This window comes from Candidatus Krumholzibacteriia bacterium (assembly GCA_035649275.1).
Classification (GTDB): Bacteria; Krumholzibacteriota; Krumholzibacteriia.
In genome coordinates this window covers 19998-33814 of record DASRJW010000049.1, presented here as the reverse complement: position 1 = coordinate 33814, position 13817 = coordinate 19998, and the positions used below count along the sequence as shown (strand labels likewise).

Genomic DNA, 13817 nt, shown 5'->3' with positions numbered 1-13817 from the left:
TCCTCACTCGCGCCCCGGGCTCAGGCACCCAGGAGTTCGCGCACCAGCGCTTGCACCGCGGCGCCGTCGGCGCGGCCACGCACGCGCTGCATGACCGCGCCCATCACCTTGCCGAGATCCCGCGCCGTGCTCGCCCCGGTCTCGGCGATGACCTCCTGCACCACCGCGCGCAGCGCCGCCGTCTCCATGGGCTGGGGCAGATAGCCGAGCACGATCTCCCGCTCCCGCGTTTCCTTCGCCGCCAGATCGGCCCGTCCCGCCTGGGCGAAAGCTTCGGCGGCTTCGCGCCGCTGCTTGGCGAAGGCGGCGAACACTTGCTCCACCTGCGCTTCGGTCAAGGTGCTGCGCACATCTCCCTCGACCTGCTTCTCCTTGACGCGCGCCAGCAACATGCGGAGCACACTGGTGCGCTCCGCATCCCGGGCACGCATCGCTGCTTTGAGATCGGTATCGAGTCGTTCGAGAAGACCGGCCAAGATGTCCTCCGCGGCGGACCCCTGCAGCCCATGGAACCCTAGGGGCGCTTGCAGAAGGCGTCAAGCGCAGCCACAGAGCGCGCGCAACCCCGCACTGCATCGAGTCTGGAAGGCTCTCGCGTCATCGCGCCCCGGCGCCGCCGTGCGTCTCGGCGCGGCGGCGTCACGAGCGCGTAGCGAGGGCAGGAGGCCCGAGCCGCGCTCGTGTCGAGCGACGAGCGCGCCGGAGCGCGCGCGAGGAGCGTCCGCCGAGCCGAGACGCACGGCGGCGCCGAGCGCGCCAGCCGCGTCAGCCCTCGACGCCGTAGTGGCCTTTGCGCGGCGGTGGGAGGGTGGAGTTCGGCAGTTCTTGGAGCTGCTCCAGGAGCCGGCGCTCTTCTTTGGAAGCCTTCTCCGGCGTGTGCACGATGACGCGCACCAGCTGATCGCCGCGCCCGCTCCCGTGCAGGTGCCCGATGCCCTTGTCGCGCAGGCGGAAGATCCGGTGCGACTGGGTTCCGGGCGGGATGGTGAGGACCGCCTTGGCGTCCAGCGTCGGCACCTCGATCTTGGCGCCGAGCACGGCCTGGGGATAGGAGACGAAGACATCGGTGATGATGTCGTCGCCGACGCGCTGGAAGATCGGATCTTCCTTCTCGTCGATGACGACGTAGACGTCCCCCGCCGGGCCACCGTTCGGACCGCCGTCACCCTGGCCGCGGAGAGGGATGTAGTTTCCCGTGGCGACGCCGGCGGGTACGCGCACCGAGAAGGTCTCCTCGGTGCTCTCCAGGCCCTCGCCGCTGCACTGCGGACACGGGTCCGTGATGGTCTGCCCGCTGCCGCCGCAAGCGGAGCACTCGGTCACAGTCATCATGTTGCCGAGGAAGGAGCGGGTGACGCGCTGCACCTGGCCGCGGCCGCCACACTGCCGGCAGGTGCTCGGCGCCGAGCCGGCCCGGGCCCCGGAGCCGCCGCAGGCGGTGCAGTGCACCCGGTGGCGGATGCGCAGCTTCTTCGTCGTCCCTGTGGCGATCTCCTGCAGGGTGAGCTGGACGTGGGCCTGCAGGTTGCGACCCTGGCGCACGCCGCGCCGCACCTGGCTGCCGCCGCCGAATTCGAAGAGATCGTCGAAGACGGTGCCGAAGCCGCCGAAGTTACGCATGAAATCGCGCAGCGCCTCGTTGACGTCGGTGTACCCGTGCTGCCCCTTGACGCCGGCCTCGCCGAAGCGATCGTAGCTCGAGCGCTTCTCCGCATCCGAGAGCACCTGGTAGGCCTCGGTGGCCGCCTTGAATTGCGCCTCCGCCGCGGCGTCCCCTGGATTCCGATCCGGGTGGTACTGCAACGCCTGGCGGCGGTAGGCCTTCTTGATGTCCTCGGCCGAGGCGTCCCGCGACACCCCCAGCTGCTCGTAGTAGTCCGGTTTCGTCATCGATCCTTACGACTTGTCCTTGTCGTCATCGACCACTTCGTAGTCCGCTTCCACCGTACCGCCATCGGTGTCCGGCTTGGCGCCGCCAGCGCTGCCGCCACCGGGAGTGGCTCCCGGCGCCGCACCCGTCCCGCTGGCTTTGTAGACTTCCTCGCCGAGCTTGGCCGCCTTCTGCATCAGCTTCTCCACGGCGCTCTTGATGGCGGCCGCATCCTCGCCGCCGCGGACGCGCTTCACGTCCTCCATGGCCGTCTCGATCTCCCGCCGGGTTTCGGCAGAGACCTTGTCGCCGTGCTCGAGCAGAGACTTCTCCAGCTCGTGGAGGCGCCCCTCTGCTTCGTTCCGCGCTTCCACCACCGTGCGCCGGCGCTGGTCGGCTTCCTTGTGCGCCTCGGCGTCCTTCACCATGCGCTGGATCTCCGCTTCGCTGAGACTGCCGGGGTTCTGGATGAGGATGCGCTGCTCCTTGCCCGTGCCCAGATCCTTGGCGGAGACGTGGACGATGCCGTTGGCGTCGATGTCGAAGGTGACCTCGATGCGCGGGATGCCGCGGGGCGCCGGCGGAATGTCGGAGAGATCGAAGCGCCCGAGGGTGCGGTTGTCCCCGGACATGGGGCGTTCCCCCTGCAACACGTGCACCGTCACCGCCGGCTGGTTGTCGGCGGCGGTGGAGAAGATCTCGCTCTTCCGCGTCGGGATCGTGGTGTTGCGCTGGATGAGCGGCGTCATCACCCCACCCAGGGTCTCGATCCCGAGCGACAGCGGGGTGACGTCGAGGAGCAGGACCTCCTTCGTCTCCCCGGTGAGCACGGCGGCCTGGATGGCGGCGCCCACCGCCACCACCTCGTCGGGGTTGACACCCCGGTGGGGCTCCTTGCCGAAGAGCCGGCGCACCGCCTCCTGCACCGAGGGCATGCGGGTGGCACCGCCCACCAGGATGACCTCGTGGATGTCCTTGGTTTCCTTCTTGGCGTCCGCCAGCGCCTGCCGGCACGGCCGGATGGTGCGTTCCACCAGGTCCGCGGTGAGCTGTTCGAGCTTGGCCCGGGTGAGCGTCATGTCCAGGTGCTTGGCGCCGCTCGCATCGGCGCTGATGAAGGGCAGATTGATGTTGGTCTCCAGCACGCCGGACAGGTCCATCTTGGCCTTTTCCGCCGCTTCCTTCAGGCGTTGCAGCGCCATCTTGTCCTGGCGCAGGTCGATGCCGTGCTGCTTGCGGAAGTCCTCGGCGATGTACTCCATGAGCCGTTGGTCGAAATCGTCGCCCCCGAGCAGGGTGTCGCCGTTGGTGGATTTCACCTCGAAGACGCCCTCTCCCAGCTCCAGGATGGAGATGTCGAAGGTGCCGCCGCCGAGGTCGTACACCGCGACGGTCTCCTCCTTCTTCTTGTCCAGGCCATAGGCCAGGGCCGCGGCGGTGGGCTCGTTGACGATGCGCTTCACCTCGAGGCCGGCGATGCGACCGGCGTCGCGTGTGGCCTGGCGCTGCTGGTCGTTGAAGTACGCCGGCACGGTGATCACCGCCTCGGTGACCTTCTCGCCCAGGTAGGCCTCGGCCGCTTCGCGCATGGTCTGGAGGATGAAAGCGGAGATCTGCTGGGGCGTGTAGGTTTGCCCGCGAATCTCGATCGCCGCGTTGCCGCCCTCACCGGCGACGAGCTTGAAGGGCAGGCGCTGGCGCAGGTCGGCGGGCAACTCCTCCAGGCGCCGCCCCATGAGACGCTTCACCGAGAACACCGTGTTCTCCGGATTGGTGATCGCCTGGCGCTTGGCCACCAGGCCGACCAGGCGCTCGCCGCTCTTGGTGAAGCCCACCACCGAAGGCGTGGTGCGCATCCCTTCGGGATTGGGAATGACGACGGGCTGGCCGCCCTCCATGACGGCGACGCAGGAATTCGTCGTGCCGAGATCGATACCGATGACACGTCCCATGTGCTTGCCTCCTTACGCGGCGGGTCGTCCCCGCAGCGAGTGTTCTTCTCCGCCTCCGGCGCCGCTCAGCGCGACACGGTGACGCGCGCCGGACGCAAAATCTCGCCGTGCAAAGTGTAGCCCTGCTGCACCACGTCCACGACGTGCTGGCTCTCCACGCCCTCCGACTCCACGAGCAGGACCGCTTCGTGCCGGGCCGGATCGAAGGGCAACCCTTTGGCCTCGATGCAGGCGATGCCGAAGCGCTGCAACAACGCCTGCAGCTGCTGCCGAATGAGCTCGACTCCGCCCCGCAATCCCTGCGCGTCCGCCGCCGGCGCTTGCAGAGCGCGCTCCAGATTGTCGGCGATCTCGAGCACCGCGCGCAGCACCTCCGCCGCCGCACGCTGGCGCTGCTCTTGCCATTCCCGCGCATTGCGCTTGCGGAAGTTGTCGAACTCCGCCGCCAGGCGGAGGTAGCGGTCGTGGAGCGCTTGGCGCTCCTGGACGACTTCCTCGTGCTGCCGTTGCAGCGCTTCGAGCGCCGCGCGGAGCGCGGTCGCCTCGTCCACCGGCGGCAGATCCTCGGCCTGCTCCGAAGCGTCCCGGAGTTCTTCCGCCGCCGGGGTGGACGGCGCCGGCTCAGGCTCTCTCACGCGGACCTCCCTCGGGTCGCGGTTCGACGCCGCTCAGCGTCTCCACCACGCTCTGGACCAGAGCGAGGGCGAGAGCGTAGCGCATGCGCATGGGCCCGAGGATGCCCACCTGACCTTCCCAGCCGCCGAGCTGCATGGCGGCGGAGACTATGCTGAACGGCAGCTCCTCGACGTCGGTGGCGACACCGATGGTGATCGTCGTGCCCGCTCCCGGCAGTCCCTGTCCCAAGCGCTCGGGATGATCGAGAACCTTGACGAGGAGGCGTAGGTTCTCGGGATCCTGGAACTCCGGTTGCCCGATGATCTGCGTCGCCCCCTCGAGACGCACGGTGGGGACGGCGCGTTCCTCGAAGAGCTTCTCCTTCTCCCGCGCCACCACTCGGGCGATGGTGCCGGCGTCCCCGGTGTGCTGGGCGAGCGCCACGTCCAGCCTTCGCCGCGCCTCCCCGGGCGTGCAACCGCGGACGATGTCGTGAAGCAGGTGCTCGGCGAGCGCCAAGGTGAGATCGGGATAGCGGCGCTCGAGGGGCGCGAGACAGGTGCGCACCATGCCGTCGTCCAGGGTGACGAGGACGAGGAGACGGGCGTGCTCCAGCTGCACCATCTCGATGCGCTGCACTCGGGCGCTATGATGATCCTCCACCGCGACGCCGAAGCCGACGTTGCTCGACAGCGCCGCCAGGAGCTGAGACACCTTGGCGAGCACTTCCTGCACCGGCGGCTGCGCCCCGGCCGGCAGCAGCTCCTCGTGGATGCGGCGCACCCAGGTGGCGGGCAGGCGAGCCGGGCGGCAGAAACTCTCCACGTACACCCGATAGCCGTCGCGCGTGGGGACGCGGCCCGCCGAGGTGTGCGGCTGGTGCAGGAGACCCTTCTCCTCCAGCCGCTGCAGGACGTTGCGGATCGTGGCGCTCGAGACCCCGAGGCCGATGATCTCTTGCAGGTGCCCCGAGCTCACCGGACCGGCGTCGCGGACGAAGAGTTCCACCAGCGCCGCGAGCACGGTGCGTTCTCGTTCCGTGAGCTGCATCTCCACCCCTCGTTAGCACTCTCAGGTGTCGACTGCTAGGTCGAATGTAGCGGCGCCGGCGGCGGCTTGTCAACCCGGGGAGCCACCCCTTCCATGTACGTAAGTAGCTGTGAAACAATCGAATCCGATACCATCCAGCCTCTCGTGGTGAGGCGGAAACGGGGACCCTCGAAGCGCCCCAGGCCCTCTCGAACCAGGTCCTGGAGGAAGTCTCGCGCCGCCTCCAGACCGTCGACCGCCCAAGCCACCCCCTCCCGCCGCCGGAGACCGAGGAGGACTTCTTCCCGCCGCACCGCGGCGGGAGTGAGGACTTCCCGCGCGGCAGGGGGCAACCCGCCCTGCTCCAGCGCCTCGAGGTAGGCGTTCAGATCGGGCCTGTTCGCCTGCCGCACGCTGGCCGCGAAAGAGTGCGCTCCAGGTCCGAGGCCCACGTAGTCCAGCCTCTCCCAGTAGGCCCCATTGTGTCGCGCCCTCTCTCCGGGTCGCGCCGCGCTGGAGATCTCGTAGTGCTCGTAGCCTCGTTGCTCGAGCCAGGCGGAGACGAACTCGTAGGTCCTCGCCAGGCGTTCCTCCCCCCACGGGGTGCCGAGCGCGCCGGCGCGCGAGGCCGGCAGCTCGAGACAATAAAAGGAGAGGTGCGGCGCCCCGGCCTGCTGCAGAACGGTGAGGCTGTGACGGAGTCGCGCCCGACTCGAGCCGGGGATTCCGAGGATGAGGTCGGCGCTCCAGCGCTCGAAGCGCGCGGCGACGGCGTCGATCGAGGCGAGCACCTGCTCGACCTCCGCCGCCCGGCCGAGGCGGCGCAGGTCGTCGGGGTGCAAAGCCTGCACGCCCAGGCTGATCCGGTCCACGCCCTGGGCGCGGAGACGCGCCAGCGTCTCTGCAGTCACCGACTCCGGATTGCACTCCACCGTGGTCTCTTCGAGCTCGCCGAGGCCGCCAGGAAGCTCGGCGACGAGGGCGGCGAGGAAGTCGGCGAGGAGATCCGGCGGGACGTCGCTCGGCGTCCCGCCGCCGAGATAGAGAGTGCGCAGGCGGTCGCCGCTTTGGAGACGGGGACCGACGCGGAGCGACCACTCACGCCGGACGCCGGCGAGGAAACGGGCGAAGACCTCGCGCCTCTCCGGCCGCGGCACGGTGAAGAAGGTGCAGTAGGGACACTGCACGCGGCAGAACGGGAGGTGCACGTAGACGCCGAAGTGGACGTCCTTCGCCGTGGCGGCCCGCATGGCGCTTCAGCGGATGAGATCGCCGAAGCGGGTGAAGCGCAGATGGGGGGGCACGAAGCCCCGAGCGGTGTCGATGGAGAAGTAGATGAACATCGCCTTGCCGCGCACCCGCCCCACCGGGAGGGGTCCCCAGAAGCGGCTGTCGTGGGAGTTGTCCCGGTTGTCACCGAGCATGAAGATGTGACCGGGCGGAATGACGAGCGGCCCCATCCAGTCCCGCGGCGCCTGCGACGCCAGCAGCATGCCGCGATCGGTGTGCTGCGTGAACGGTTCGTCCCGCCTCTTGCCGTTCACCCACAGCACCTTGCCGCGCATCTCCACGGTGTCGCCGGCCACGGCCACGCAACGCTTGATGAAATCCCGCCCATCGGTCGGCGACTTGAAGACGATGATGTCCCCAGTGCGGGGCTGGCGGATGGCGGGCAGGCGCCAGCTGGTGAAAGGGATCTGCGCTCCGTAGAGGAACTTGTTCACGAAGAGGAAATCCCCCACCAGAAGAGTGCTCTCCATGGAGCTCGAGGGAATGCGGAAGGCCTGGACGACGAACTGACGAAAGAAGAGCGCCAGCGCCACGGCGACGACGATGGCTTCGGCGTATTCCCGGAACTTGGAACGGCTGCGCGCCGTGCGGCCCGCCGCCTTGGCCTCCAGCCCGCGTGCCGGCCGGTCCGCTTCCATCGCCCGCATCGTCTTTTCCTCCCTCGGCATGAGCGCTCCTTGATCCAGGCGCGGCCGTGCCCTCCAGGTTACCGCACCCGCAGCACCGCCAGGAAGGCTTCTTGTGGGACCTCGACGTTGCCCACCCGCTTCATCCGCCGCTTGCCCTCCCGCTGCTTCTCCAGCAGCTTGCGCTTGCGGGTGATGTCGCCGCCGTAGCACTTGGCGGTGACGTTCTTCCTGAGCGCCGAGATCGTGGTCCGGGCGATGACGCGGGAGCCGATGCACGCCTGGACCTGGACTTCGAAGAGCTGGCGGGGGATGAGCTCCTTCAGCTTCTCCGCCATCTCCCGTCCCCAGGTGTAGGCCTTGTCGCGGTGCAGGATGACCGAAAGGGCGTCCACGCGGTCGCCGTTGAGCGCGATGTCCAGCTTGACCAGGTCCGCCGGGCGGTGTTCCAGATAGTCGTAGTCGAAGCTGGCATAACCGCGGCTCAAGGACTTCAACTTGTCGTAGAAGTCGAAGAGGATCTCCGCCAGCGGCAGCTCGTAGACCAGCTCCACCCGCTCTCGGTCCAGGTAGTGCATACCCCGGTGCAGCCCCCGGCGTTCCTGCGCCAGCTGCAGCACCGGCCCCAGAAACTCCGCCGGCAGCAGGATCTCCGCCCGGACAAAGGGCTCCTCGATGCGCTCGATCTCCTGGACCGGGGGCAGGCGGGCGGGATTGTCCACCTGCAGGCGCTCCCCCTTCCCGGTGACGACCTCGTACTCCACGTTGGGGGTGGTGCAGAGCAAGCGCATGCCGTACTCCCGTTCCAGGCGCTCCTGCACGATCTCCATGTGCAGCAGCCCCAGGAAACCGCAGCGGAAACCGAATCCCAGAGCCACGGAGGTTTCGGGCTCGAAGTGCAACGCCGCATCGTTCAGCTTCAGCTTCTCCAGCGATTCCCGCAGCTCCGTGGTGTTCTCCGAGTCCATCGGATAAAGACCGCTGTAGACCATGGGTTTGACGGCCCGGTAGCCCGGGAGTGCCGCCGCCGCCGGCCGCGCCACCGTAGTGATGGTGTCGCCGACGCGGGTGTCGGCGACGTTCTTGGCCCCCGGGACCACGTAGCCCACCTCGCCGGCGCCGAGGGCTTCACGCGGAAGGCGCTCCAGCCGCAGGTGCCCCACCTCCAGGGCTTCGAACTCGAGGCCGGAGGACATGAAGCGGATGCGCTCGCCGCGGCGCAGCACCCCCTGCCGCACCCGGACGTAGGCGATGGCGCCGACGAACTGATCGAAGAGGGAGTCGAAAATGAGGGCTTGCAGCGGCGCCTCGTTCTCTCCTGCCGGCGGCGGCACCCGGGCCACCACCGCTTCGAGCAGCGCCTCGACCCCGAGGCCGCTCTTGGCGGAGACGCGCAGCACTTCCTCGGGGCGGCAGCCCAGCACTTCCACGACTTGCTGCACCACCTCGTCAGCGCGGGCTCCGGGTAAGTCGATCTTGTTCACCACCGGCAAGAGCACGAGCCCCTGCTCCAAGGCGAGATAGAGGTTGGCGAGGGTCTGGGCTTCGACCCCTTGCGAGGCGTCGACGAGGAGGATGGCGCCTTCGCAAGCCGCCAGGCTGCGGGACACTTCGTAGGTGAAGTCCACGTGTCCCGGCGTGTCGATCAGGTGCAGCACGTAGTCCTGGCCGTCCTGTCCGCGGTACTGCATGCGCACGGCGTGGCTCTTGATGGTGATGCCGCGCTCGCGCTCCAGATCCATGGAGTCCAGCACCTGCGCCTGCATCTGTTTCGCTGACAGCGTCCCGGTGCTTTCCAGGAGCCGATCCGCCAAGGTGGACTTGCCATGATCCACATGGGCGATGATGCAGAAGTTGCGGATGTTCTGTGCTTTCATGCGCGCGGTGTCGTCTCCCCGAGCGATGGGTCCTAGAAGCGCAGGCGCAGGGCCCCACCCTGCACGGCGCCGAAGCTCGGCACGAACTGCAGCGACGCGCCGGCGTCGAAATCGAACAGATGGGCATCCACGTAGCACTGCAGGCCGCTGAGCAGCAAGGTGAGGCCGAGCAGCCACGTGCTCTGGATGCGGTTGTCACGGTAGAGGAGGAAGAGGACCTCCGCTTCCTGCTGCGCCTGCACCGAGGCCGGGTCGTTCGGGTCCACCGGCAGGTTCTTCAAGGTCCGATAGCGGTTGGCCAGGCGCTGTTCCACGATGATGTCCCCGAGGAAGTAGAAGTGCACTCCTGCCGCGACGACGGACCAGAACTCGCGTTCGTTGTACAGCTGACCGAGGCCGGGCACGAGGAGAGAGCTCACCATGGCCACGGTGGGATTCTTCTGTCGCTGCCACGGCCGCCCCACGGGTTCCGTGGCCGGACGCCCGAACCAGTCGCGCAGGCCGAGCTGCAGTCCCGGGGACGTCCACGCCGCCTTCCCGCTCGGCCCGCTCCCCGGCGTCGTCGCCCCTCCCACGCTGGCGCTTCCCACCGAGGCGCTCGCCCTGCGGTCGCTTGCGGCGGCCGCTTGCCCCACCGACGCGCTCTCTACCGCCGCCGGGGTGGAAAGCGCCGCCACGGGCCCCACCGGCAGGAGTCCAAGCAGGAGCACCACCGCCTGTCGCCTCACCCCACCCACAGGCATCGCTCCGGAGATGGCGGGAATGTGTGGGAATCGAACCCACCTCGGATGGGATTAGCACCCGACAAAGGGTTTGAAGCCCTCGAGGCCCACCAGGACCCATCCACTCCCGGCGCCCGCGCCGCAGGCCCGCGGCAGGCGTCCGCGTATGGTAGGGAATGCGTGAGGAGCGGGGCAAGGAGCAGGGCTCACGCGCCGCGCACCAGGGCTTCGATCTCGACGCGCGCCCCGGCCGGGAGCGCCAGGACCGCGACGGTGCTGCGCGCTGGCGGTTGCTCCGGGAAGAACTCGGCGTAGACGCGGTTCATGGCGGCGAAATCGTCCATCGTGGTCAGGAACACCGTCGTCTTCACCACGTCCTCGAGACGGGCGCCGGCGGCCTCGACGATGGCACGGAGGTTCTGCAGCGCCCGCCGCGTCTCCGTCTCGATGCCGCCGCCCACGAGCTTGCCCGTGGCGGGATCGAGGCCGATCTGGCCGGCGGTGTGCAGGAACGAACCCACCGCCACACCCTGACTGTAAGGGCCGATCGCCGCCGGCGCTTGCGGAGTTTGGATCACCCGTCGCATCCCTACTCCACCGTGACCGACTTGGCCAGGTTGCGCGGCCGGTCCACGTCGCAGCCGCGCATCACGGCGATGTGGTAGGCCAGGAGCTGCAAGGGCACCACCGACAGGATCGGGGTGAGCAGGCTCAGCGTTTCCGGCACGATGAGAGTGTGGTCGGCCTTCTTGACGATGTCGGTGTCGCCCTCGGTCACCACCGCGATGATGCGCCCCTTGCGCGCCTTCACCTCTTCGACGTTGCCGACGATCTTGCGGTAACCGCTGTCGCGGGTGGCGATGACCACGACGGGCATGTTCTCGTCGATGAGAGCGATGGGACCGTGCTTCATCTCCGCCGCCGGATAGCCTTCGGCGTGGACGTAGGAGATCTCCTTGAGTTTGAGCGCTCCCTCCAGGGCCACCGGGAAGTTCGGGCCGCGCCCGAGATAGAGGAAGTTGTCGTGATGCTGGTAGACCCGGGCGATTTCCTCGATGGCGGCGTCCTGGGCGAGGATCTGCTCGATCTGCCCGGGCAGCTCCTCCAGCGCCGCGATCAGGCGCCGGCCCTCCTGGCGCGACATGTTGCGCAAGCGACCGAGGAGCAGCGTGATGATGGCGAGCACCGTGGCCTGGGAAGTGAAGGCCTTGGTGGAGGCGACGCCGATCTCCGGACCGGCATGGATGTAGACGCCGCCGTCGGACTCGCGGGCGATGGTGGAGCCGACGACGTTGACGATGCCGAGGGTGCGGGCGCCCTTGCGCTTCGCTTCGCGCATCGCTGCCAGGGTGTCGATGGTCTCGCCGGACTGGGAGATCACGAAGGTGATCGTGCCCTCCTCGACGATGGGATTGCGGTAGCGGAACTCGCTGGCGTACTCCACCTCGACGCCGATGCGCGCCACCTCCTCGATCATGTACTCGCCGAGCAGCGCCGCGTGCCAGGAGGTGCCGCAGCCGATGAGGACGACGCGCTTCACCTCCCGCAGCTCTTCCCGCGTCATGTTGAGGCCGCCCAGCTTGGCGTCGCCTTCTTCCACCAGGAGACGGCCGCGGAAGGCGTTGCGGATCGTCGACGGCTGCTCGAAGATCTCTTTGAGCATGAAGTGCGAGTAGCCGCCCTTCTCGATCATCGCCAGGTCCCACTCGATCTCGGTGGCCTCCTTGGCGATCTCCTCGGCGCCGTCCTCGACGCTGGTGAACAGCGGCGCTTCGTCTCCGAGCGCCACCATCTCCTGGTCCTCGAGATAGATGACCTGGCGGGTGTGGCGGAGGATGGCGCTGGCATCGCTGGCCAGGAAGTACTCGCCGTCGCCGATGCCCACGATGAGCGGGCTGCCGTTGCGCGCCCCGACGATGCGGCGGGGCTCGTCGGCGTGCAGCACGGCGATGCCGAAGGTGCCCTCCACCCGTCCCAGGGCGGCGCGCACCGCCTCGTCCAGCCGGCCGTCGTAGAACTCCTCGATCAGGTGGGCCAGCACCTCGGTGTCGGTCTCGCTCTTGAAGGTGTGACCGCGATGCAACAGGTTGCGCTTCAGGGACTCGAAGTTCTCGATGATGCCGTTGTGGATGACCGCGAGCTTGCCGGTGCAGTCGGTGTGCGGGTGGGCGTTGATGGTGGTGGGCTCGCCGTGTGTCGCCCAGCGGGTGTGGGCCATGCCGAGGCTGCCCGGGAGCACCAGCGGCGCGACGTGCTCTTCCAGCTGGGCGATGCGACCGACGCACTTCTCGATGCGCAGCTTGCCGTCGACGAGGGCCACCCCCGCCGAGTCGTAGCCGCGATACTCCAGGCGCTTCAGACCCTCCATGAGGATCGGCAGCGCTGGTTTGTCTCCGATATAGGCAATGATTCCGCACATGGCCGGCATCCCTTTGCGTGCGAGGGTCAGGCGCCTCGCAGGTGTGCGTGCTGACCGAGCTGGCGCAGCGCCCGCTGCACCAGCGTCTCCGCCTGGTCCGCGTCCTCGCTCTCGGCGATGGCGCGGACGATGGGTTCGGTGTTCGAGCGGCGCAGGTGCAGCCAGCCCTCGGGGAGCTGCACCTTGACCCCGTCTCGCGTGTCCAAGGCGCCGCCGAACTCCCGGCGCGCCAGCTCGACGATGTCCCCATCCTGGAGCGGGCGGGCAAGCTCCAGGCTGCGCTTCACCATGTGATAGTGCGGCAAGGCCGCGTGCAGTTCCTGCAGCGAGCTCCCGGTCTCCGCCAGGGACTGCAGGATCAACGCCATCCCCACCAGCGCGTCGCGACCGGGGTGCAGCTCCGGCAGGATGACGCCGCCGTTGCCTTCGCCGCCGATGACGGCGCCGACGCGGCGCATCTGGGCCACCACGTTGGCTTCGCCCACCGGCGTGCGGTGCAAGGGCACGCCATGCCGGGCACAGAGGTCGTCCATGGCACGGGTCGTACTGAGATTCACCACCACGGGGCCGCGGCGGTGTCGCAGGTAATGGTCCGCGGCCAGCACCAGAGTATACTCCTCGAGGAGCGCAACGCCGGCGTGGGTCACGACGCTAAGCCGGTCGGCGTCGGGATCGGTGGCGAAGCCGAGGTCGGCCTCTTCGGCGCGCACTCTCTCCCCCAGCTCCTGCAGGTGCGCCGGCGTCGGTTCGGGACGCCGGCCGAAACGTCCCGTGGGCTCGCAGTAGAGCTCGGTGACGCGGGCGCCGAGACGGCGCAGCAGCTCCGGAGCCACGACGCCGCCGGCGCCATTGCAGCAGTCGATGACGACGTGGAGTTCCCGCGCCCCGATGCGGGCGCGATCCAACCAAGGCATTTCCAGGATGGAGCGGATGTGCACTTCCGCAGCGGCGCCATCCTCGCGCAGCGCCCCCATCTCTTCCCAGGTCCGGTGCCGGGCCTTTCCCGTCCGCGCCAGCTCGAGCACCGTGGACCCGGCCTCGGCGCTCAGGAAGAGTCCTTCCCGATCGAGCAGCTTGAGCGCGTTCCACGGTTCCGGATTGTGGCTGGCGGTGAGAATGATGCCGCCCGCCGCCCCGTGGGTGGTGACCATGATCTCCGTCGTCGGCGTGGTGGCGACGCCGAGATCGATGACGTCGTGCCCGGTGGAGAGGAGCCCGGCGGCCACCGCATGCAGCAGCATCGGGCCGGTGAGGCGCGAGTCGCGACCGACCACCACGGCTCCAGACGGCGCCCAGGTGCCGAAAGCGGCCGCCATGCGGCAGGCCACTTCGGCGTCGAGGCCGGCCCCGACGATCCCCCGGATGCCGGAAACGCTGGTCATCAGGACTGGAGACGGGGGCTGCATGGCGCGCCTTT

12 protein-coding genes and 1 tRNA gene are annotated in these 13817 nt (G+C 68.6%); all 13 read right to left on the bottom strand.

Annotated features, from left to right (window positions below; genetic code table 11):
• Nucleotides 1–20: 20 nt before the first annotated feature.
• On the bottom strand, nt 21–476 hold the full coding sequence (locus VFE28_04980) for a GatB/YqeY domain-containing protein (GenBank protein HZM15336.1): 456 nt from the start codon (nt 474–476) through the stop codon (nt 21–23).
• A 289-nt stretch (nt 477–765) separates the two neighbouring features.
• The gene (gene dnaJ, locus VFE28_04975; protein ID HZM15335.1) at nt 766–1890 is read right to left on the bottom strand and encodes a molecular chaperone DnaJ; all 1125 of its coding nucleotides are present in this window, start codon (nt 1888–1890) and stop codon (nt 766–768) included.
• Nucleotides 1891–1896: 6 nt separating this feature from the next.
• Complete coding sequence (gene dnaK / locus VFE28_04970; GenBank protein HZM15334.1) at nt 1897–3822, bottom strand: molecular chaperone DnaK; 1926 nt, start codon at nt 3820–3822, stop codon at nt 1897–1899.
• Nucleotides 3823–3887: 65 nt separating this feature from the next.
• On the bottom strand, nt 3888–4457 hold the full coding sequence (locus VFE28_04965) for a nucleotide exchange factor GrpE (GenBank protein ID HZM15333.1): 570 nt from the start codon (nt 4455–4457) through the stop codon (nt 3888–3890).
• Nucleotides 4444–5487 (bottom strand): heat-inducible transcriptional repressor HrcA, encoded by a 1044-nt coding sequence (gene hrcA / locus VFE28_04960; GenBank protein HZM15332.1) that lies wholly within the window; start codon nt 5485–5487, stop codon nt 4444–4446. The genes VFE28_04965 and hrcA overlap by 14 nt, the downstream gene beginning before the upstream one ends.
• Nucleotides 5488–5522: 35 nt before the next feature.
• Nucleotides 5523–6716, bottom strand: a complete 1194-nt coding sequence (locus VFE28_04955) for a coproporphyrinogen-III oxidase family protein (GenBank protein HZM15331.1) — start codon at nt 6714–6716, stop codon at nt 5523–5525.
• A 6-nt stretch (nt 6717–6722) separates the two neighbouring features.
• Nucleotides 6723–7424, bottom strand: a complete 702-nt coding sequence (gene lepB, locus VFE28_04950; protein ID HZM15330.1) for a signal peptidase I — start codon at nt 7422–7424, stop codon at nt 6723–6725.
• Between the two features lie 38 nt (nt 7425–7462).
• On the bottom strand, nt 7463–9259 hold the full coding sequence (gene lepA, locus VFE28_04945; GenBank protein ID HZM15329.1) for a translation elongation factor 4: 1797 nt from the start codon (nt 9257–9259) through the stop codon (nt 7463–7465).
• 32 nt (nt 9260–9291) lie between these two features.
• A complete protein-coding gene (locus VFE28_04940; GenBank protein ID HZM15328.1) occupies nt 9292–9972 on the bottom strand; it encodes a DUF5683 domain-containing protein in 681 nt (226 codons plus the stop codon).
• Nucleotides 9973–10013: 41 nt separating this feature from the next.
• Nucleotides 10014–10110: transfer RNA gene (locus VFE28_04935), tRNA-Sec, on the bottom strand.
• Nucleotides 10111–10187: 77 nt separating this feature from the next.
• Complete coding sequence (locus tag VFE28_04930; protein ID HZM15327.1) at nt 10188–10568, bottom strand: RidA family protein; 381 nt, start codon at nt 10566–10568, stop codon at nt 10188–10190.
• A gap of 2 nt (nt 10569–10570) precedes the next feature.
• The gene (glmS, locus tag VFE28_04925) at nt 10571–12400 is read right to left on the bottom strand and encodes a glutamine--fructose-6-phosphate transaminase (isomerizing) (protein ID HZM15326.1); all 1830 of its coding nucleotides are present in this window, start codon (nt 12398–12400) and stop codon (nt 10571–10573) included.
• A 26-nt stretch (nt 12401–12426) separates the two neighbouring features.
• Nucleotides 12427–13806 carry a phosphoglucosamine mutase gene (glmM, locus tag VFE28_04920; protein HZM15325.1) on the bottom strand — a complete coding sequence of 460 codons (1380 nt, stop codon included), beginning with the start codon at nt 13804–13806 and terminating at the stop codon, nt 12427–12429.
• Between the last annotated feature and the right edge of the window lie 11 nt (nt 13807–13817).

Bases quoted from the DNA above. Each gene is read 5' to 3' on its own strand.
- dnaK (HZM15334.1), bottom strand. From the start codon at position 3,822: ATGGGACGTGTCATCGGTATCGATCTCGGCACGACGAATTCCTGCGTC.
- VFE28_04930 (HZM15327.1), bottom strand. From the start codon at position 10,568: ATGCGACGGGTGATCCAAACTCCGCAAGCGCCGGCGGCGATCGGCCCT.
- lepB (HZM15330.1), bottom strand. From the start codon at position 7,424: ATGCCGAGGGAGGAAAAGACGATGCGGGCGATGGAAGCGGACCGGCCG.
- glmM (HZM15325.1), bottom strand. From the start codon at position 13,806: ATGCAGCCCCCGTCTCCAGTCCTGATGACCAGCGTTTCCGGCATCCGG.
- dnaJ (HZM15335.1), bottom strand. From the start codon at position 1,890: ATGACGAAACCGGACTACTACGAGCAGCTGGGGGTGTCGCGGGACGCC.
- glmS (HZM15326.1), bottom strand. From the start codon at position 12,400: ATGTGCGGAATCATTGCCTATATCGGAGACAAACCAGCGCTGCCGATC.
- lepA (HZM15329.1), bottom strand. From the start codon at position 9,259: ATGAAAGCACAGAACATCCGCAACTTCTGCATCATCGCCCATGTGGAT.
- VFE28_04955 (HZM15331.1), bottom strand. From the start codon at position 6,716: ATGCGGGCCGCCACGGCGAAGGACGTCCACTTCGGCGTCTACGTGCAC.
- hrcA (HZM15332.1), bottom strand. From the start codon at position 5,487: ATGCAGCTCACGGAACGAGAACGCACCGTGCTCGCGGCGCTGGTGGAA.